17 protein-coding genes and 2 pseudogenes are annotated in these 18,630 nt (G+C 68.8%); 6 read left to right on the forward strand and 13 right to left on the reverse strand.

Annotated features, from left to right (window positions below; translation table 11 throughout):
* Window positions 1-163: 163 nt before the first annotated feature.
* Window positions 164-757, reverse strand: coding sequence for an ATP-binding protein (locus AQI70_RS39120; RefSeq protein ID WP_079051273.1), 594 nt, complete (start codon window positions 755-757; stop codon window positions 164-166).
* A gap of 289 nt (window positions 758-1,046) precedes the next feature.
* Window positions 1,047-2,717 carry an ABC transporter family substrate-binding protein gene (locus AQI70_RS36845; RefSeq protein WP_079051274.1) on the reverse strand — a complete coding sequence of 557 codons (1,671 nt, stop codon included), beginning with the start codon at window positions 2,715-2,717 and terminating at the stop codon, window positions 1,047-1,049.
* Between the two features lie 98 nt (window positions 2,718-2,815).
* On the opposite strand from AQI70_RS36845, the gene AQI70_RS13485 reads away from it, so the two are divergent.
* Window positions 2,816-5,782: an ATP-binding protein gene (locus AQI70_RS13485; RefSeq protein WP_062148144.1), complete on the forward strand. Its 2,967-nt coding sequence runs from the start codon at window positions 2,816-2,818 to the stop codon at window positions 5,780-5,782.
* A 33-nt stretch (window positions 5,783-5,815) separates the two neighbouring features.
* Here the strand turns inward: AQI70_RS13485 and AQI70_RS13490 are convergent, their stop codons facing one another.
* Entirely contained in the window at window positions 5,816-8,896 is a 3,081-nt protein-coding gene (locus tag AQI70_RS13490; protein WP_208607353.1) for a dipeptide ABC transporter ATP-binding protein, read from the reverse strand.
* On the reverse strand, window positions 8,893-9,873 hold the full coding sequence (locus tag AQI70_RS13495; protein WP_244181604.1) for an ABC transporter permease: 981 nt from the start codon (window positions 9,871-9,873) through the stop codon (window positions 8,893-8,895). The genes AQI70_RS13490 and AQI70_RS13495 overlap by 4 nt, the downstream gene beginning before the upstream one ends.
* Before the next feature lie 202 nt (window positions 9,874-10,075).
* Here AQI70_RS13495 and AQI70_RS13500 point away from each other — a divergent pair, with 202 nt between their 5' ends.
* Entirely contained in the window at window positions 10,076-10,879 is an 804-nt protein-coding gene (locus AQI70_RS13500; protein ID WP_062148147.1) for an MBL fold metallo-hydrolase, read from the forward strand.
* Between the two features lie 66 nt (window positions 10,880-10,945).
* Here AQI70_RS13500 and AQI70_RS13505 read toward each other — a convergent pair whose 3' ends face one another.
* Together AQI70_RS13505 and AQI70_RS37345 are read right to left on the reverse strand one after the other, a co-directional pair.
* Window positions 10,946-11,434 (reverse strand): hypothetical protein, encoded by a 489-nt coding sequence (locus tag AQI70_RS13505; protein ID WP_062148150.1) that lies wholly within the window; start codon window positions 11,432-11,434, stop codon window positions 10,946-10,948.
* Window positions 11,431-11,550 (reverse strand): MerR family DNA-binding transcriptional regulator, encoded by a 120-nt coding sequence (locus AQI70_RS37345; RefSeq protein WP_079051275.1) that lies wholly within the window; start codon window positions 11,548-11,550, stop codon window positions 11,431-11,433. The genes AQI70_RS13505 and AQI70_RS37345 overlap by 4 nt, the downstream gene beginning before the upstream one ends.
* Window positions 11,551-11,772: 222 nt before the next feature.
* On the opposite strand from AQI70_RS37345, the gene AQI70_RS39125 reads away from it, so the two are divergent.
* Both AQI70_RS39125 and AQI70_RS13515 read left to right on the forward strand, forming a co-directional pair.
* Complete coding sequence (locus AQI70_RS39125) at window positions 11,773-12,105, forward strand: hypothetical protein (protein ID WP_159042656.1); 333 nt, start codon at window positions 11,773-11,775, stop codon at window positions 12,103-12,105.
* A gap of 9 nt (window positions 12,106-12,114) precedes the next feature.
* Complete coding sequence (locus AQI70_RS13515) at window positions 12,115-12,471, forward strand: hypothetical protein (protein ID WP_062148156.1); 357 nt, start codon at window positions 12,115-12,117, stop codon at window positions 12,469-12,471.
* A 277-nt stretch (window positions 12,472-12,748) separates the two neighbouring features.
* Here AQI70_RS13515 and AQI70_RS40900 read toward each other — a convergent pair whose 3' ends face one another.
* Window positions 12,749-12,946 (reverse strand): helix-turn-helix domain-containing protein, encoded by a 198-nt coding sequence (locus AQI70_RS40900; protein WP_079051276.1) that lies wholly within the window; start codon window positions 12,944-12,946, stop codon window positions 12,749-12,751.
* Window positions 12,947-13,005: 59 nt separating this feature from the next.
* On the opposite strand from AQI70_RS40900, the pseudogene AQI70_RS13520 reads away from it, so the two are divergent.
* A pseudogene (locus AQI70_RS13520) lies at window positions 13,006-13,194 on the forward strand (FAD-linked oxidase C-terminal domain-containing protein); the annotation flags it as partial.
* Here the strand turns inward: AQI70_RS13520 and AQI70_RS39135 are convergent.
* Entirely contained in the window at window positions 13,163-13,318 is a 156-nt protein-coding gene (locus AQI70_RS39135; RefSeq protein ID WP_159042658.1) for a hypothetical protein, read from the reverse strand. The pseudogene AQI70_RS13520 and the gene AQI70_RS39135 sit on opposite strands and share 32 nt — an antisense overlap.
* Before the next feature lie 102 nt (window positions 13,319-13,420).
* Here AQI70_RS39135 and AQI70_RS39605 point away from each other — a divergent pair, with 102 nt between their 5' ends.
* Window positions 13,421-13,978 carry a hypothetical protein gene (locus tag AQI70_RS39605; protein WP_062148162.1) on the forward strand — a complete coding sequence of 186 codons (558 nt, stop codon included), beginning with the start codon at window positions 13,421-13,423 and terminating at the stop codon, window positions 13,976-13,978.
* Between the two features lie 154 nt (window positions 13,979-14,132).
* On the opposite strand, the gene AQI70_RS13530 is transcribed toward AQI70_RS39605, so the two are convergent.
* The 5 genes and pseudogenes from AQI70_RS13530 to AQI70_RS39790 form a co-directional block, all read right to left on the reverse strand.
* Window positions 14,133-15,749 carry a phospholipase D family protein gene (locus AQI70_RS13530; protein WP_062148165.1) on the reverse strand — a complete coding sequence of 539 codons (1,617 nt, stop codon included), beginning with the start codon at window positions 15,747-15,749 and terminating at the stop codon, window positions 14,133-14,135.
* Window positions 15,750-15,880: 131 nt separating this feature from the next.
* Window positions 15,881-16,140, reverse strand: a pseudogene (locus tag AQI70_RS37355) (hypothetical protein); the annotation flags it as partial.
* Window positions 16,136-17,353 (reverse strand): alpha/beta fold hydrolase, encoded by a 1,218-nt coding sequence (locus AQI70_RS13535; protein ID WP_062148169.1) that lies wholly within the window; start codon window positions 17,351-17,353, stop codon window positions 16,136-16,138. The pseudogene AQI70_RS37355 and the gene AQI70_RS13535, both read right to left, overlap by 5 nt.
* Window positions 17,354-17,380: 27 nt before the next feature.
* A complete protein-coding gene (locus AQI70_RS13540) occupies window positions 17,381-18,328 on the reverse strand; it encodes a chlorinating enzyme (RefSeq protein WP_107116967.1) in 948 nt (315 codons plus the stop codon).
* 19 nt (window positions 18,329-18,347) lie between these two features.
* Window positions 18,348-18,608: an acyl carrier protein gene (locus tag AQI70_RS39790; protein ID WP_208607354.1), complete on the reverse strand. Its 261-nt coding sequence runs from the start codon at window positions 18,606-18,608 to the stop codon at window positions 18,348-18,350.
* Window positions 18,609-18,630 lie beyond the last annotated feature (22 nt).

Genomic DNA, 18,630 nt, shown 5'->3' on the forward strand with positions numbered 1-18,630 from the left:
GGACCTGAGGCTGCCCTGGTCGCTTCCGCCGCCTGGGTCGCTCGCGCCGGGAAGGGGCCTGGAGACAACCCCCGACGTCCATGTCTGTCCCGACGCCCGGCCCGCTGCTGTCCGGGTCGGCCTCTCCCCCGTCACTGGAGACCCCACGCGCCCCTGCACGACCTCAGTCCGTGCCACGCCGGTCGAGGGCAAACCACGTACTGGTCCCCTGCGCGGAGCGTCGGCTGCCCCATTCGGAAGCCAGGCTCTGCACCAGCAGCAGCCCCCGGCCGCCCTCCGCCAGGTCACCTGGCCTGGCCGACGCCTCGACCTGGGCGTTCGCGCATCCGCCGTCACAAACGACCACGACGAGCGACTCGTGCCCGTGAGTGATCCGCACGCCGATCGGCCGCGCCTCACGGTTGTTGCTGGTGGCGTGTTTGAGGGCGTTCGAGAGCAGCTCGCAAAGAAGCAGTTCCACGGTGTCCGCCTCGTCGCCCCAGCCCCACGCCGTCACGGCGCTCCGTACGCGGTGCCGTGCGCCGGGCACAGCACGCAGGGCGGCAGGCAGTTTGAGATGCAGAGCCCGGAAGCCGTCCGACTCTCCGCCTTCGTGGTGCTGGGACCCAGGCCCCGGCCCGTTCAGCGGCTTGCGCTCGACCGCTCTCGCCGGGTGCCGCATGCGTTGCGGCCCTGGCGCGGTTCCCCCGCCGTCGCAAGCATCGGTCCTGGGCCTCTCCGTCGCTGCGGAGCTGACGTGGTCGAGGAAGGGAGTCATGGTCTGCCTCCTGGGTCAGCTGGGGCGAGGCCTCTCGGGATGCCGCCTTCCGATGACCAGAGGACCGCACGTTTTATTACGGGTTCAATGCGGGGCAACCCCTATTAATCGAGGGATGAGAGAGCCCGCATTCATCAGGCGGGAGGGGTGTGCACCCTGCCGCCACGTACGGGCATGGGCATGGCATGGGGACGCGGCGCAGGTCCGCGGTGAGACTTGTGACGGGTGCGAGGGGCGCCGGTAGGGGCACCGACTACCTCCTCCGCGCACACCGGCCGGCCACCTGCGATTACCGGGTGAAACCAATGTCCTGGTACACGATGGATGAGAATCCCTGAGCTCCGAGGTTGGCGAGGGTGCCCCTCGACGCCACGAGGTCCGGCATCTGGAAGAGCGGGATGACCGCAGCATGCTGCCAAAGCAGGCGATCGGCCTGGTTGAGCTTCTCGACCGCCCGCGTTTCCTCCGTCTCGGCCACTGCCGCGTTGAGCGCGGCGTCGATCTGGTCCGTTCCGGTGCGGGAGAAGTTCAACTGGATGCCGCCCTCCTCCGGCTGCATATATCGGTCGCGGCTCCATGTCGCCGGGAAGTCGATACCGGACCACTCGAAGACAGTCATGTCGAAGTTCCCGGGAATGATGAACTTCTCGAAGAGCTGGTTGACCGGTACGAATCTGAGGTTGACGCGCACGCCCACCTCCTTGAGCATGGCCTGAATAATTCTCCCTCGGTTCCGTCCCTGGAGCGCATCGGAGGAAGCGAGGAAATCGATTTCCAGACGCACACCTCTCTTTGTGCGATATTCACCCCTGAGGAACCAGCCGGCTGCGTCGAGCTCTTTCCGGGCCGCCTGCGGGTCGCATTTTCCCACCTCTCCGGAGTTGTCCTGGTACCCTTTCTGTTGAGGCAGGAGAAAATGGTTTCCGAGCAGGTTCCCACTCCATCCGATTCCGCGGAGGTCGGCCTCCAAAATTTTTCGGCGGTCGATCGCACGCGCCAAGGCCCTGCGGACCCGTGCGTCACGGAGCACGTCACTCGCTCCGTTCATGGTGATGTGCCGGTACCCCGTCGCGCCGGCGCGCCGGATCTGCGCATCCGGATTCCTCTGTACGAGCCGGTAGGCAGGTTCCTCCGTGCCGATCGGGAAGAAGTCGATCTCGCCGTTGCCGAAGGCTCCGGGCTGCGCGGCCACGTCGAGCGCCCTGAACACGATCTTGTCGAGGAGGGCAGGCCTCCCCCACCACTGTTCGTCGCGGACCACGGTGAGCGTCTTCGTCGCCCGATCGAGGCCGGCGAACTTGAACGGCCCGCCCGTCACCGGAACCTTCCCTTTATATCCGTCATCGAATCCGTCCGGGGTGCCGATTACGGATGAAGGATAGAGAGGCGTGAACAGTGAGCGCCATTCCCCGAAAGGGCTGGCGAAATCAACGATCACATCGCGACCAGTAGCCCCCCTGGATACCCGAGAAAGCAGATCATACCCCGTCCGTCGAGCCGGACGATACCCTTCTGACTTCCCGTTCTGCGCCTTCCAGTTGGCCTGGAAATCACGGTACGTGATGGGCGACCCATCAGACCAACGAGCTTCCGGGTTGATCCGATAGGTGACGCGCTGATGCCCGTTGGCCATGGATACTTCGGCAGCTTCGAGGTAGTCGGGGTCAGGTCTTGCATTTCCTTGCGCGTCGCTTTTCATGATGACCGGCATCATGGATTTCATAATGCGTCCGGTGTCGGCGCCCGCACCATCCACATGCAAGAAGTTGAGATTCTCCTGGATGACGTAAACAGGCCAAGTGAGTATCCCTCCCTCGCGCAGCTCGGCTCGGTTGACCGGATTGACGTCACTCGCGGCCGGCACGCCCCGGGGCGAGTCGGTCCCCGCCGAGCACGACGGCAGGAGCAACGCGCATGTGACCATCATGATCACGCCGAAATAGGGAGGGAGCTTACGCATGAAACCTCCTGAGGTGCCGGCTTCGGTGAGCGACCATTGCACCTCCCTGACGCGGTGAAAGCACGGAACGCGCTGGGGACCTACGCTGGAAGTGTGCGATGACCACCAGGCGGCCGATCAACGCCGGAGACGGACGGGCGGGTGACAGGCGCATGGTCTCAATCGACGTCGGGCAGGTGCGCAGCTCCGGCTTCGCGCTGGTGGGCCGAGGCCGGGAGCTCGACGCACTTGTGGCAGCCCTGACCGATCTCCCAGCGGTCGTCCTGCTGGAGGGGGAGGCCGGCGCGGGCAAGTCGCGTCTGATACGTGAGGCGGGGGCTCTGCTGTCGGTGAAGGGCGGGCCCCGCGTGGCGACCGGGTTGTGCCATCCGCTGCGTGAGCCCTTGCCGTTCGGACCTGTCCTGCAGGCACTGGGAGCGGCGGTCCGCTGGCTGCCCGCGAACACCACTTTGCCGTCCCAAGCAATTCCGTTGGTGCTGCTCCTGCCGGGCCTGGAGCAGTTCATGGGCGACTACCGGCCGTCGGAGGACGGCTCGTTCCACCGGGCTCGGCTCGCGCTCGCCGTGCGTACCGTGCTGGAAGCCGTCCCGGGAGACATCGTATTGGTGATAGAGGACATGCACTGGGCCGACGATGCGACACGTGAGCTCCTCTTCCTGATCGCACGCGACCCTCCCGAGAACGTCGGGCTCGTGTTCACTTACCGTCCTCAGGACCTGCCTCGTGCCCAGCCTTTGCTGGGCAAGGCCTATAGACGCCCGCTCGGCGTCTCGGGAACCGACATCGCACTCACCCCCCTGACAGAAGCCGACATCGCCCAGCTGGTCGAGGGGGTCGTCGGTCCAGTCTTCTCGCAGAGGCTCCCCCGGGCCCTGCACCGGCGCAGCGGTGGACTGCCTCTCGTCGTGGAGGAGGACCTGCTCACTCTCTGTGAACGCCATGCACAGCCTGGTCCGCACCCCGTCGAGCAGGACCTCGCGGCCTTGGCGGCGTCCCCCGCTCCCCGTTCGCTCCAGGAGGCCGTGCACGAACGTCTGGCCGGTCTTCCGGCCGCCGCGATCCGGGTGGTGGAGGCGGCTGCAGTGCTGGGACTCCCCGCAGAGGAAGAAGTGCTGGCTCGGATCGCCGAAGTCGACGAGGAGGAGTCCGCGTCCGCGGTCACCGACGCTTTGCGGGTGTCGCTTCTACACGAGGCGGAGCCCGGGGCATACGCCTTCCGCCACGTCCTGGCCCAGCAAGCGATCTATGATCAACTTCCGGGTCCCAGACGCAGGGCGCTCCACAAGCGCGCCCATCGGGTGCTGCGAGAACAAGCTCACCCGCCTCTGGTACACCTGGCCCACCACAGCAAGGCTCTCGGGGCCACGGAGACGTGGTTGCGCGAGGCAGAGGAGGCCGCGCGCGAGGCCGCCGCAGTCGGGGACGACGGAGTTGCCACCCAGCTCTTCACGGCCATCCTCAAGGAACCGAAGGCCGACCCTGGGTTGCGGTCCCGGACAGTCCTCGCCTTGGCCGAGATCGCTCACAAGGCAACCGACTACCTCGCGAGCCTGGAGCTACTGCGACGTTTCATCGAGGACCCCGCACTCGACACCGAGTCCCGTGGCCGGGTGCGACTCAGGCTGTCCGGAATTCTGATGAACCACGCGGGAGACCCCCGCGGCATCGACGAGCTGAGAACCGCGGTGCAGGAGCTGGAGCCTTGGCCGCACCTGCGTATCCACGCGATGGTCCCATTGATCATCGACGAGCGCACACAGACGCCTCGCGAAATCGATCAGTGGATAGAGCGGGCCGAGCACATCACCCGGGGCACCGATGACGAAGTCGTCCAGGCGACACTCGAAGGCGCGAGGCTGCTCCTGCTGTCCAGGAGAGGCGACCCGTCCGTCTACGAACGGCTGGAGGCCATGGACGGCCACTCACCGGACCCGGAGGTTCGCCGGCAGCGGTGGGTCGCCCTGTACAACGTGGCGGTGCACGCCATCCACCGTGGCGAGGATGCTCGCGGTGAGGCCCTCATGAAGGAGCTCGTACGCCACACCGAGAACGGCGTGAACCCGTCCCTGGAATGCTATGCCCGCTGCCAACTGCTCCAGCTCGCCTGGCACAGAGGTCAGTGGGAAGGGCTCGAAGACCGCTTCAAGCGCTTGGAGGCCGCATTCCCCAACATCTGCGCGGTCGAGGTGGTGCAGGCTCTCGTACTCGGCAGCCTCGCGTGTTCCCGCGGCCAGTGGACCGCCGCCATGGAACATCTGACCACGGCTGTGACGGCCGCAGAGCGCAACTCTGAAGTGGCCCAGTCGCTCCGCGCAGCAGCCGCACTCACCGAGCTCCAGCTGGCACGGGACGAGACGCAAGCGGCATGGAAGACCGCCGAACCAGCGGTCGGGCTCCTGCGTCACGCTGCCACGTGGCCACGGACGTTGGGCCTGCTGTCCGCGGCGGTAGAGGCAGCGCTCGCCTGCGGCCTGAACGAGGAGGCCGAGCGGCTCACCGGTGAGGCCGAGGACAACCGGCACGACCGCGTCGCACCAGCCGCTGACGCCGAACTTCTCACCAGCCAGGGCCTTGTCCTCCGAGAACGAGCGCCCGACCTCGCGGTCGAGCGTTTCCTTGCATCCCGGGATGCCTACCAGCTCATCCGCCGACCGTACCCAGCCGCCCGCGCGGTCGAACTCGCCGCTCTGGCCACGGCCGCCAGTCAGCCGGATACTTCGCGGGCTTTCCTACGCCAGGCATGCGACACCTACAGCACGCTCGGCGCCACCTTCGACCTCGCACGTTGCGAGCGGACACTGCGGCGTTACGGACCTGCTCGCTCCTCGCGTGGGCGGCGGGGCTACGGGGACGCGCTTTCCCCACGGGAGATGGACGTCGCCACCCTTCTGGCGGCCCAGGCCACCAATCGGGACATCGCGCACGCGCTCTGCCTGTCGGTGCGTACCGTCGAGCACCATGTGTCTCGCACACTGCAGAAACTTCGTGTCTCCCAGCGCGAGGCCGTTGCGGCCGCCCTCGCCGCTTACAAGGAGAACAACCCGGCGGGCTCCGGCCGGACCTGAAGCCGGCGCCGCGCAACGGCGGCGGTGCGCGGCTCAGGCGTTGCCCCGAGGCGGGCCCGCGAAGTGACAGGCCGCTGCATGGTCCTCGGCCACCCCCAGGAGGTCCGGATCCTGGTCCTCGCACCGGCGCCGCTCGCCCGGGGACAACTCCAGGTAGCGGGGGCATCGGCTGCGGAACCGGCATCCCGTCGGCACGGCCGCGGGGTCGAGTGGTTCGCCCAACAGCGGTACGTGCTGTCTGGCGCGTTCTCGCTGCGGTTCGGGCAGCGGGGCGGCGGAGAGCAGGACATGGGTGTAGGGGTGGCTGGGCTGGGCGAACACCGAAGTCGCGGGGGCAAGTTCGACGATGCGTCCGAGATGCATGACGGCGACACGGTCGGCGAGATACCGGGCAACTGCGAGGTCGTGGGTCACCAGGAGGCAGCTGAGGGACAGCTCGGCCTTGAGTGTTCGCAGCAGGTTCAGCACCGATGCCTGGACAGAGACGTCAAGCGCCGAGACCGGCTCGTCGAGCAGCAGGAGGCGGGGTTTGAGGGCCAGAGCCCTGGCGATGTTGACCCGCTGGGCCTGACCGCCGGAGAGCTCTCGCGGGAAGCGGTCGGCGTGGGCGGCGTCGAGGCCGACGAGGTCGAGGAGTTCGCTGATTCTGAGGCCGATGTGGTCCCGCGGCCAGCCGTGTGTGAGCAGCGGCTCACCGAGGATGTCCCCGATGGGCAGGCGGGGGTCGAGTGAGGCGACAGGGTCCTGGAGCACCAGTTGGACGTCTCGGCACAGTCGCCGGCGCTGTCGGTGGGTGATGCGGTGGATGTCCCGGCCGGCGATCAGCACTCGTCCGGCACCAGGGTCCAATGTCTTCCGGGGGTCCGCGATCTCGTTCAGCAGGGTGCTCTTGCCGCTTCCTGATTCGCCGACGAGGGCGAGCGTTTCTTTCTCCCTGACGTCCAGGCTGACGTCGTCGACGGCCGTGACGGTGCCGACTCGCCTTCTCAGCACGGTGCCGCGGTACACGGGAAAATGCCGAACGAGGTGGTCGACCTCCAGCAGCACGGGCCGCTCGGCGCGCTTCCGGCGCTCGGTCTCCGTCCTCCGGCCGGTCCGGGGAACGGAAAACACCCGCGCCGGATCCAGTCCGTCCTCCCGTTCGAATTCATCGCTGCGGACACACGCCGTCGGGTGGGTGACGTTGCCCCGCGTCCGCAGGGCTGGTTCACCGTCCCGGCACACGTCGGCGGCCAGGGGGCAGCGGAGAACGAAGGGACAGCCGTCGGGCAGGAGCAATGGGCTCGGCGGAGTTCCTTCAACGGGTGTCAAGGCGCTCTGGTCGAGATCCGCGCGGGGCACGGCACCCAGGAGCCCGATCGTGTAGGGCATCCGGGGGCGAGCAAAGACGTCGTCCACCGGCCCTTCTTCGACGAATCGGCCTGCGTACATCACATGGACGCGGTCCGCGACGCCTGCGACCAGGGCCAGGTCGTGCGTGATGATGACGAGAGCGGCGCCGGTGAGGGTCCGGGCCGTCTTGAGTACGTCCAGGATCTGGGCCTGAGTGGTCACGTCCAGGGCTGTAGTGGGTTCGTCGGCGATGATCACCTTCGGGTCGTTCGCGATGGCCATGGCGATGGCGACCCGTTGCCGCATTCCGCCGGAGCATTCGTGCGGGAAGGCGTGAATCGTGCGGGTGGGTTCGGGGATGCCCACGGCGGTCAGCAGTTCGACGGCACGCTGCCGGGCGGTGGCCCTGTCGAGGCGCCGGTGGGCCCGAAGTGCCTCTGTGATCTGGTACCCGACGGAGTAGACAGGGGTCAGTGAGGTCAGCGAATGCTGGAAGACCATGGACAGGGCGTCGCCACGCACCCGGCACAGGTGGCTCTCTTCGAGGCCGATGAGTTCCCTTCCGGCCAACCGCACCGAACCTGCGACCTCGGCAGTCTCGGGGAGCAGCCCCATAATCGCGGCGGCGGAAACCGACTTGCCCGCCCCGGACTCACCGACAATGGCAACCACCTCGCCGGGCAGCACCTCGTAGGAGATGCCCCTCACCGCGTGAACCGTGCCGCCCTCGCCCGGCAGGGACACGCGGAGATCGCGGACCGCCAGTGCCGGCGGCGCGCCGGAGGCCGGCTGCAGCGCCGTGCGGGGCACGTCTGCGGCGACGGCAGCGCGCGAGGCTCTCCTTGTCCGGCCAGGACGGTTGCGCGCAGAGGCCGGATCGAGTGCGGCGCGTAGCCCGTCCCCGATCAGGAACAGGGACAGGCACAGCGACAGCAAGCAGCCGGCCGGGAAGTAGAAGAGCCACGGGTAAACCGTCGCGTACGGCGTACCGGAGGCGATCACCCCGCCGAGTGAGACGTCGGGGGGCTGGAACCCGAAGCCGAAGTACGCGAGCCCTGCTTCCGCGATGACGGCCGACCCGACCTGCAACGTCGCGTCGATGATGAGGAACGAGGCCAGGGCCGGGACCACGTGGCGGCGGACAACGGTGTGCCCCGGCACGCCCAGGCAGACGGCCGCGCGTACGAAGTCGTGCTGCTTGAGTGAACGGGTGGTATTGCGCACTGCCCGGCCGGTGATCATCCAGCTGAGTGCCGCAAGCAGCACGACGAGGAGCAGCCAGGTCGTTTCGTCGACCAGGGTCGACATGACCGCCACCAGGAGGAATCCGGGCAGCACGAGGAAGAGGCCGATAAGGGCGAGCGCCACGCGGTCCGTCCAGCCTCCCGCGTAGCCGGCCACGGTGCCGACGACGGTGGCGACCGTCGTACAGGCGAGCGCGGTGAGCAGTCCGACGAGAAGCGACTTCTGCAGTCCGCGCATCGTCACGGCGAAGAGGTCCGCTCCCGCAGCGTCGGTGCCGAACCAGTGGGTGCCGCCGGGCGGTTGCTGCAAGGCGGTGTAGTCGAGGTCGGTGTGGTCCCAGGGGTAGAGCAGAGGTCCGGCGTTGGCCAGGAGGGTGAGAAACGCCAGTACCGCGAAGCCGGCTACCGCCCAAGGGTTGCGCCGCAGGCGCATCAGCACGACCTTGCCGCGCCTCGCCGTCCTCTGGCCGGATCCGTCGGCCGCCAGCCCGTCACCGGCGGGCGACAACAGGGCCCCCGGATCGGGGACGGTGCTCATGAGGCCCTGCTCCTCGGGTCGAGTACGACGTGCAGCACATCCGCGAGGAGCCCGGCCACGAGGACGAGAGCAGCGGTGAAGAGTCCAACGGCCGCGACGACATTCACGTCGTCGGTGAGGACGGAGTCCACGAGCCACTCGCCCATGCCGTGCCATCCGAAGATTTTCTCGACGAAGGCGGTGCCCGTGAACATGAGCACCGCGTTGTAGGCCAGGAGCGGCAGGAGGGGAAGGACGGCCACCCGCAGACCGTGCCGCAGCAGAGCAGTCCGCCGGGGCAGGCCCTTGGCGCGGGCAGTGCGCACGAAGTCGCTGTGCAGCACGTCGAGCATCGTGTTGCGTTGGTAGAGGCCGAAGAGGGCCGCCTGGAACGCGACCAGCGCGATACTCGGCAGGACGAGGTGTTGTGCCCTGCTGAGCAGTCTGTCCCATGTGCCAGTTGCCCCGGGCGAGTACTCGCCGGTGTACTCGAAGACGGTGCTGCCGATCGCCTCGTTGAGGTTTCTCGCCCAGAGTTGCAGGGCGACGGCGGTGACGAACACCGGCGTGGCCAGGACGGCGAAGGAGAGCAGGGTGGCCACGCGGTCCGTCCAGCGCTCGTGTCGTACAGCGTTCCACGATCCGAGCAGGACCCCGCCGACCGAGCCCACGACGGTGGCCAGCAACAGGAGCCGGGTACTGGTCAAGGCGCGGCGGCCGAACTCCTCGGTCACCTCTTCGCCCGCCACCGTCCTGCCCAGGTCACCCGTCAGGACGTCCCCCGCCCAGCGCAGGAACCGGGAGACGACGGGGGTGTCCGGGTTGAGGTTGTAGGCGTCGAGCGTCGCCGTGATCTCGGCGGGCGACGGAGGCGGATTGCGGTTCACGTAGTTCGATCGCGGGTCCAGAGTCAGCGCCGCCAGGACGTAGGTGACGGCACCGGCGATCACGACCAGCATCAGGTTGGCTGCCAGTCCCCGGGCGAAATGGCGCACCACGATGGGGCCTCCTCATGGATGGAGCCGCACCCGGAACGCAAGGGCTACCTGTACCGCAGTCTGCCTCCGGACGGGAATGAGAGAGAATACCCCCAAAACCCCCCATACCATCTCAACACCATGCAGATAGCATCCGTTGAAGTGCGCCGTCGTGGAGTACGCGCCTGGTCGTGAGCGGCCCACCGGTGGCATTATCTGCGCGATGCCCCCTTCCCTTCAGATCGGCCCGTATACCGTCATCGCGCTCGCCGACGGCGCGGGCCCCTTCTTCTCCGCCAGGTCGGAGGCGTTCCCCGGCGCCACCACCGAGCAGTGGGCGGCGGCCGACCAGCTCGATCCCGGCGCGCTCGACGCCGACGGGCGCTGGCAACTCCAGTTCCGCGCGTTCGCGATCCGCAGCGACCAGGGCGTGACGCTGGTCGACGCGGGGATCGGCCCGGCCGACAGCCCGGCGGCCTCATGGGCGCCCGTGCCCGGGGTACTCCCGGCTTCGCTGGCCGCCGCGGGTATCGAACCATCCGAAGTGGACACCGTGGTGCTCACACACCTGCACACGGACCACGTGGGCTGGGCCGTCGTCGGCGGCGAGCAGAAGCGGCCGTTCTTCCCGAACGCCGAATACCTGCTGCAGCAGGCCGAACTCGACGCGATCGAGGACATCAACCCGCAACTGCGGTCCGCTGTGATCGACCCACTCCTGAAGACCGATCAGCTACGGCTGCTCCACGGCGACACCCCGCTGCGCAGCGGCGAGCGCGTCCTCGCCACGCCAGGGCACACGCCCGGGCACCAGAGCGTGCTCGTCGCGTCCGGGCGCGAACTGGTCGCCGTCACCGGTGACCTGCTCGTGCACGCGATCCAACTGCTCCACCCCGAACTCGCCTACGCCCACGAGATGGACCCTGAGCAGGCAAGGACCTCAAGGGAACAGGTACTGCACAGCCGGGCCGCCGGCACCCTCCACCTCGCGACCCCGCACCTGACCGAGCCGTTCATCGCCCGCTGACCCACCCGGCGGGGCCGGTCGCTGCGCGAGCGCGCGCAGCGGCTGGGCCCAGACCTGATCGGCCTCCTATGAGGCCGCGTTCTCGTCCGGGGCGGACGCGGCAGCAGAGCTCCTGTGCGACCGTCCCGACTCCAGTCGGTTTTCCCCACCTTCGTCCCGGCTGCCGCTGAACAGGCGGGCCGACTTGTCCTCTTGGGCGAGGCGGCGGAGGGCGAGCAGGGCCGGTTCCAGGAGGACGCAGACCAGAACGGCGCGTTCGGCCGGCTCCAGCAGGCCGGACAGGCCGTTCATCAGTTGGATGTCCAGCTCCGAGATGCGGTCTGTCAGCTGCGCGTAGGGCAGCAGGGACTGCCAGTTGATGTCCGAGTCCATGGCCGACAGGGCGTCCAGGACCTCGGCGAGGGTCTGAACGGCGGTGGTGCTGGGGGAAACCGCCCAGCCCATTTCGGCGATCAGCCTGCGTGCGTCGGCGACGCCGGGAGCCTCGCCCTGTCCGGCAGCTTGTTCCTGCCGCGCCTGTTTCTGATGCCGAGTGGCCGGCCGGGCGTCGATCACGATCCCGCCTGGTTGGTGGCCGTGGCCTGCCCGTGGGGCAGCAAACCGTCCCGGAGGTAGTACTTGATCGTGGGGATGGACACGCCGCTGCGGCGACTGAGTTCCGAGATCTTCATGATGCGACACCCGGCTCTCCGGCGAAGGTGAGAGAAATCCCGGCCTCCTCAGGGAGGCGACCCCTATCCGGCAGGCCGTAGTCACGAAACCTTGAAAGGAGAATGAAAGGAAATCCCCATGCCAACGGGCCGGAACATACTCTCCTCTCGCAGCCGTGACAGAGCCAGGTCCGGCGAGGCACCGTCCAGGAACTTTCTGCTGCATGACAGCAAGGAGAGAAAATGCTCAAGTCCAAGAAGTTTATCAGGCCAGCGGCAGCGGCCGTCGGACTTCTCGCCGCACTGGGTGTCGCTGCGACTTCTCAGGCCCAGGCGGCTCCATCAGAGCTTTCCACGCGAATCAGCGCCGGCGAACAGACGACCGTGCACTTCCTCGGGCGGATCACGGCCGTTGACAACGGCTCCATCACCGTCGCGACGAACGGCACAGTCGTGAAGGTCAGCATCACCGACAGCGCACGCTGGGTCGGCCACCTGGCAGTTGGCGCGCACGCCAGCATCACCGCATCGGTTGTCAATGGCGGCTACGTCGCCAAGGTCATCGCGACCTGGTAAGGAGGGGACATGGCCAAGCGCATGAATTCCGTCAGGCGGGCGTTGGTCTCTGCCGGCTTGGTGGGCATTCTGGGTGTCGCCGCGGCCGCTCCCGGGCAGGCGGCTGAGCCGACGCGGACAGCAACAGCCAGTGCCGTGAGCACACAGGCCCAGACCGCTCGGCAGTTGTTTGCCTGCCAGGGGACGATCAAGGCATTCAAAGACGATTACCTTGAGCTCTCGGTGTCCGGCGAAGTGGTGCGGTTCGACCTCACCAAGGGGACCTGGTATTACGGCCCCATGATGATGGGTGCCAGAGCAACGGTTTACGCCTACAAATCAAATGGCGAAAACGTAGCCGTGTTGATTGTCGCTACTCTCCGGTAGCCCGCAATATCGCAGCGCGCTCCGCTCGCGTCAGGTCACACCTGACGCGAGCGGAGACACCTGCGATCGCCCGCCGGCCGGACGGCGTGGATGAGCAGTTGCGCGGCGCCGGCGGCACCCATGGCGGCGAGCCGGCCGCGGTAGAGGTTGACGGCGTCCCGCGTCTCCCCGGCCGGCGGCAGAGCCGGGTCGTAGAGGACGGACCAGGCGTATCGGCAGCGCTCGACCGCGGCGAAGATTCGCCGCGAGGGTGTCGATGGCGTGACCGGTCGATCCGCTACGCGACCGGGCGGCGGCCACCGAGTCCACCAGGAGGGCGCCGACATGGTGGACGCAGGCGAGGTACAGGCCGTCCTTGGAGCCGAAGTAGCCCGAAGTAGCTGTAGATCAGCGGCTTGGAGTTCCGCGCGCGCCGGGCGACGGCGGCGACGGACACGCCCGCGCAGCCGTGTCTGCCGAACTCCTCCATGGCCACGTCGATGATCTGCCGTTCCCGATCGGCGCGGGAGACGCCCTTGGTCCCTGCCTTGCCCAGCCGCGGTGTCCGAGGCGATCACGGGGTGCGGCGGCACGATCACCCATCACCATGCGGTCGGCCGCGACCACCGGCCCTGGTACGACCGCCAGCGCCCCGCCCCCTTCTCCGCCGCACTCACCGCCGCCAAGTACGCCCTCGATCCGGCCGGCGTCCTCAATCCCGGAGTGCTGCTACCGGCGGGGTGAACACGGGGCGGTCGCGGACCGGCGCCTCGCCCGGTGCCGGGTCGTTGCCGTGGGCGAGCGGCGGACGGTGCTGCGCGATCAGCCCGTCGGTCATGGTGATCAGGTCGGCGCCCTTGAAGTACACGAGCAGGTCGCCTGAACGCCCATAAGTAGCGAAAATCGCATATATAGGCGGGCAAGGGAAACTCGAGCTGAAAACCGTTGATGACGCGCGGAGGAGTTCGATATGAGCCAGGTCAAGACGAGTACGTCGGATCTTCCTCAGCCGTTGCGGACCATCGGTGCCGGGCTTCGCCGCTTGCCCGGAGCCGGGCAGGTGACCAAGGTCGCCGACAGTGCGCTGGACCGGATCGGAGCGGTCTCGCCCCGTGGCCGCCGGATGGCGGTCTACACCGGGGCCGGGGTGCTCGGCGTGGCGGGCGTGGTGGAATGGCCGGTGGCTCTCACCGGCGTGGCCGTCGCGTGGCTCACCCAGCCGCACCGCCACCAAGGCGCGCAGGGAGAGACGGCCCAGGGCGACGCGGCGGCGAAGGACGACACAGCTCAGGACGGCAGGCAGCCCGATGCGGCCGGCTCCGGCGCTGTTCCCACGGGAACCGCGGACGCGCTCCCGGAGGGTCAGGGTCCCGGCGACAGGCTGGCCCCTTCCCCCTTCCAGCACGACCGCGCGGGGAACGCCAGGCACGATCAGCCCGCCAAGGTCGGCGACCCTGTCACGACGTCGGCTCTCAAGAAGGTCGCGGAAGCGTCCACACACCACGAGGAGCGGAACGCATCCACCTAGGGCCTGTCGTTCGGGTCAGGTCGGCTGAGAGAGACAGGGCCCAGCACGGCGGCAGGCCGCAACAGAAGGCTGGTGGCGCCGCGCCTGGCCGTCGGCGGGGTGCGGCGCCGCCGCTGGGCCGCAACAACGCCTGCCCGATGAACCCCATGCCGCCTCAGTAGTCGTTGCGGCGCCGCAGGCTGAAAGGGCGGCCGTCGGGGTCGACGAGGAGGCGGTGCAGAGGCGTGCCGAGCGTCTTCGCCGTACGCGAGAGGCTCGGCGGGCGGTAGGTGCGCAAGCGCCCGGGGGGTCTGGGGCCGCGGCGGCCCTCGTCGTGCCAGGCGTCCAGTGCGGTGGCGCTCGCCGCGAAGGCGTCGAAGGCGTTCAGGGGGTCACACAGCGGGTCCGGCGCGTGCTGGGTCCGGGGCGCTTCCTGGTCCAGGTGCTCCCGCGAGAGTTCCAGGCGCAGTTCCCTGGCGAAGCCGCGCGCGCCGTCACCGAGACCGCCGGGGTCGCGGGGCTCGCGTGGGTCTGGGGTCTCGTCCAGGACGGCGCAGGTGAGTTCGGAATCGTGGGTCCAGGAGCGGAGGTTGATGTTGTCCGATCCGACCGAGGCCCACACGTCGTCGATCACGCACACCTTGGCGTGTACGTACACCGGTGTCCCGGCGTGGTTCTCCAGCCCGTACACCGCGACGCGCCCGCCGCCGGCCCGGCGCAGCCCGTCCAGGGCGGTGACCCGGCCGATCAGGTTCATCGGCCGGGTGAGCCGACCGTCCTGTTCGGGGACGGAGGGGATGACCGCGATCAGGCGCAGGCCGGGGTGGGCGGTCAGCGCCTCGGCGAAGCATTCCACCACGTGCGGAGACCACAGGTACTGGTCCTCCAGGTAGATCAGGGTCCGGGCCCGCCGCAGTGCCTTGCGGTAGCCGCGCGCGATACTGCGCTCGCCGTCGGGGGCGAAGTCGTAGCCGCGCAGCAGCCGGTTGGGGTACGTGCGCAGGGCCTGCACGATGTGTGAACCGCAGGGCGAGGGGTCGGGTGCCTGGGGCGGCAGCGGGTCGGCGCGTGTGTCCTCGCGGTGGGCGAGTTCCCGCAGGCGGACCAGTGGGCTGCGGGTGAGCGGCGCGGGGTCGTCCCAGCGTTCGCGGAAACCGGCCTCGATGTCGCCGACGGCCGGTCCGCGTATCGCGAGCTGGATGTCGTGCCACGGCGGGTGCGGTCCGTATGCGGCGGCGATGGGCAGTGACTGCGGATCGCCGTTGTGCGCCGCGTCGTCATGGCGGTTGTGACACAGGTCGATCCCGCCGACGAACGCTGTGTCGAGTTCCGGGCGGCCGGGATGCCGCAGGACGACGAGTTTCTGGTGATGCGAGCCGCCGGGGCGTACGCGCATGTCGAGCAGGCACTCGCCGCCCGCCGCTTCGACCTCCTCGCCGAGGTGGCGGTTCTCGGCCTCACTGAACTGGAACCGGTCCAGGTGGGAGCGCCAGACGAGTCCTTTGACGATCACACCGCGCGCGGCCGCCTCGCACAGGACGGTGCCGATTTCAGTGCCGGGTCCGCCCAGGCGCTCGTCGGGGTCGCCCCGCCAGTCGGTGAACAGGAGCAGGTCCCCGGCGCGCTGCGCGCGGATCGCGCTGAGGAGCGCGGGGAAGTACGTCGCGCCGTGGACGAGGGGGCGCACCAGGTTCCCGTGCGACCAGGCCGCCCGATCCGGTCGACGGCTGTCCAGACGTGTGGCGCTGTTGCCGCGTTCGTCCGAGGTCAGCAGCCAGTCGGTGAGTTCCACAGCACAGCCTCCAGACAGCACAGACGGGTACCCGGTTCGTGCCTGCTCACCCCCGCAGGGCGGCCGTACGGCTCCGGGCTCTGTGAGAGCGCGCGGAGTCGCCCTGGGTGAGTCCAGTTCTTGTCGTCCGGTCACGGCAGGATGGGGTCGACGTACCCGCCGTCCACGCGCGGCGCGCCACCGGTGGTGGCCGGGGCTTGGCCGGAGCTGAGGTGGACGTGGGCCTCGTCCCAGGGAAAGTCGCGGTCCACGAGTTCGCAGCCGCCTGCTTGGCGAAGCCCCGGCTCACCGCGAGCAGCGCCCTCTTGGACATGCGGCTGCGGCCGTTGACGCACGCCCGAGCCCCGGCGCGGGCCAGTCCGGCAGCGATGGCCGTACCGACCCCCTCAGATGGGCGCCGGGCGAGGGTGCCGTGCCATGAAGTCCTCGGCCACCCGCAGCAGGGAGTCGTCCGCGGTGAACAGGGAGATGTGGTCGCCGTGCGGTTCCACCCTGAGCTGCCCGTGGGGAAGGCCGTCGGCCACCCGCTGGGAGCCGACCGGGTGGGCGATGTCGTCGTCGCGACTGGTGACGACCAGGGTGGGCGGCTCGACCCTGGCGAGGTAGGGCTCCACGGGGGCGCCGGTGATGCCGAGGTTGAGCCGGCAGTAGCGGTAGAGCAGTTCCGGGCTGGCGTAGGGGTACAGCACGAGATGTGCCACGTCGGCGGGCGTGCTGGTGAGGATCGCCTGGCAGAACGCGGCGTGCACGGCCTGGGCGGCGGACCGGCTGCGCGCCGCGGCGGTCATCAGTTCGATCAGCCCCTGCTGGTGCGATGTCTTCGGGTAGTCCTCCGCGAACCCGTAGGCGCCGTGCCACAGGCTGAGCGAACGCATCCTCGACGGCTGTCCGGCCGCGGCGACCAGCGCGATCGCCGCGCCCCCGCACAACCCGATCACGTGCGCGTCGCGCACGTCGTGGTGGTCCATGACCGCGAACAGATCGGCCGCCTGGGCGTGGATGTCCGTGTCGTGCTCCGCGCTGTGCCCGGCAGCGCCGAACAGACCGCGGCTCTCCCAGGTCAGCACGCGGCGGTCACGGGTGAAGAAGCGCACCCAGTTCTCCGCGAGAGCGGCCGGCATACCGCAGGCGGGGACCAGGACCACCGTCTCCTCGCCCTCGCCCGCCGCGTACACGTTCAGCGGCACGCCGTCCGGCGATGTGACGGTCTCCTTGCGGCAGTAGGCCTCGAACGTGTCCGCCAGGGCGTCGGTGACCACCCGGTCCACCTCGCCGAGCCGGTCCACCGGTACCACGCCCACGGAGTCCAGCACGTCCGCGAGCGCCAGCCGTTCGCTCACCACACGTTCGAAGACCCGCAGGTCGTCGAAGCCCTCCCCGCCGGACAGCAGGAGTCCGTCGACCCCGGCCCGGCGGGCGACCCGGTCCAGCAGCGCGCGCAGCGCACGCCACTGGCCGGGGGACCGGTCGACGGGGGACGCGACCGCGGTGCGGGCGACCGGAACCACCCGCACCGGGGCGGCGATCCCCTCGACGAGCGGTTTCACCGACAGCACGGCCGTGGCCAGGCGGGCCACCGCCGCTCTCGTTTCCGGTCCCAGCATGCGTTCGCCTCCTTCGGTCCTACGACGTCACCGCTTGGGGAACTCGTGTCCCTTGGTGGTGCGGGTGACCCGCCGGTTGTGGTCGTAGGTGTCGGTGCCCGCGACCAGGACCGTGCCGTACTCACTGAGGCTCACCCGGCCGCCGTACTCGTCGACTTCGTCGGTGTCCGGGTACACCGCCACGGAGGTCGGCACATAGCGGCCGGCGAAGCCGAGCCTCATCTCCTTGTCCGGCGCGGAGTGCGGCTTGGAGGCGTGCATCATCGTGGACCAGAACATCACCGCCTCGCCGGGACGCATCACCATGGAGACGGCCCGCTCCTGCGGGGGACTCCAGTCGGGGTCCTTCTGCAGCTGTCGGTAGTCGTAGCCGTAGAAGCCGCGGGTGACGCCCTCCTTGTCCTGCTGGTTGATCTTGTCGGGCTGGTAGTGCATCTCCTTCGACTCGTCGTAGTACATGGTGCGCTGGGTGCCGGGGATGAACTGCAGGCAGCCCGTGTCCTCGGCGGCTTCGGTGAAGGCGGTCCACACCGTGATGGTGCCGCCGAAGTCCTTCTCCGACTCGGGCCACACGATCTGCGGCTTGCCCGAGGCGAAGGCGAAGGTGTCGGCCTGGTGCCAGTCGGTGCCCTCGTCGCCCGGGTACTTGGGGAAGAACTCCGAGCGCCAGCACAGCACGTTCGGCCCCAGCACCGCGGTCACCCGGTCGACGATCTCCGGCCGGCATATGTGGTCGGCCAGGAACGTGGAGTCCAGGTGGCGGTCGTAGTTGGCGATGTTGGTGTTGCCCGCCTGCGCGTCGCCCTCGTCGTAGACCGCGCCACTGCGGTCCATCAGCCGCAGCCGCTCGCGGCGCCACAGCCGCCGCATCTCCTCCTCCTCGTACACCTTGAACGGGCCCAGGTAGCCCAGCTCGTGGAACCGGGCGACCTCCTCCGGGGTCGGTGTGAACGTCTGCTGCACCGCGTTCGTCATCGTGAAGGCCTTTCCTGCGTCAGTGGTCTTTCCCGGCGGTCTGCGTGTCGACGAGCGCGGCCAGCGCGTCGATGCTGGCTTCCTCCAGTTCGGCGACGTCGAGTGTGATGGCGTACTTCTCGTTGAGCTGGGCGACGATCCGGATGAACGCCAGCGACGTCACGCCCTGGTCGAACAGGTCGACGGCGGGGTCGACGCCGTCCCGTTCCAGCACCGTGCTGACGATCTCCTCCACCGACCGGCGGATTCCGGTCGCGGACACATCGGGCGACACGGTCATGACGTCGGCTCCTCTCCATGGC

Origin of the sequence: Streptomyces curacoi (genome assembly GCF_001513975.1) — a bacterium.
GTDB lineage: Bacteria > Actinomycetota > Actinomycetes > Streptomycetales > Streptomycetaceae > Streptomyces > Streptomyces curacoi.

What these genes read in the sequence shown, in the direction of transcription:
- AQI70_RS39120 (WP_079051273.1), bottom strand. Translation starts at nt 757, where the DNA reads ATGACTCCCTTCCTCGACCACGTCAGCTCCGCAGCGACGGAGAGGCCC.
- AQI70_RS36845 (WP_079051274.1), bottom strand. Translation starts at nt 2,717, where the DNA reads ATGCGTAAGCTCCCTCCCTATTTCGGCGTGATCATGATGGTCACATGC.
- AQI70_RS13485 (WP_062148144.1), top strand. Translation starts at nt 2,816, where the DNA reads ATGACCACCAGGCGGCCGATCAACGCCGGAGACGGACGGGCGGGTGAC.
- AQI70_RS13490 (WP_208607353.1), bottom strand. Translation starts at nt 8,896, where the DNA reads ATGAGCACCGTCCCCGATCCGGGGGCCCTGTTGTCGCCCGCCGGTGAC.
- AQI70_RS13500 (WP_062148147.1), top strand. Translation starts at nt 10,076, where the DNA reads ATGCCCCCTTCCCTTCAGATCGGCCCGTATACCGTCATCGCGCTCGCC.
- AQI70_RS37345 (WP_079051275.1), bottom strand. Translation starts at nt 11,550, where the DNA reads ATGAAGATCTCGGAACTCAGTCGCCGCAGCGGCGTGTCCATCCCCACG.
- AQI70_RS39125 (WP_159042656.1), top strand. Translation starts at nt 11,773, where the DNA reads ATGCTCAAGTCCAAGAAGTTTATCAGGCCAGCGGCAGCGGCCGTCGGA.
- AQI70_RS13515 (WP_062148156.1), top strand. Translation starts at nt 12,115, where the DNA reads ATGGCCAAGCGCATGAATTCCGTCAGGCGGGCGTTGGTCTCTGCCGGC.
- AQI70_RS39605 (WP_062148162.1), top strand. Translation starts at nt 13,421, where the DNA reads ATGAGCCAGGTCAAGACGAGTACGTCGGATCTTCCTCAGCCGTTGCGG.
- AQI70_RS13535 (WP_062148169.1), bottom strand. Translation starts at nt 17,353, where the DNA reads ATGCTGGGACCGGAAACGAGAGCGGCGGTGGCCCGCCTGGCCACGGCC.
- AQI70_RS13540 (WP_107116967.1), bottom strand. Translation starts at nt 18,328, where the DNA reads ATGACGAACGCGGTGCAGCAGACGTTCACACCGACCCCGGAGGAGGTC.
- AQI70_RS39790 (WP_208607354.1), bottom strand. Translation starts at nt 18,608, where the DNA reads ATGACCGTGTCGCCCGATGTGTCCGCGACCGGAATCCGCCGGTCGGTG.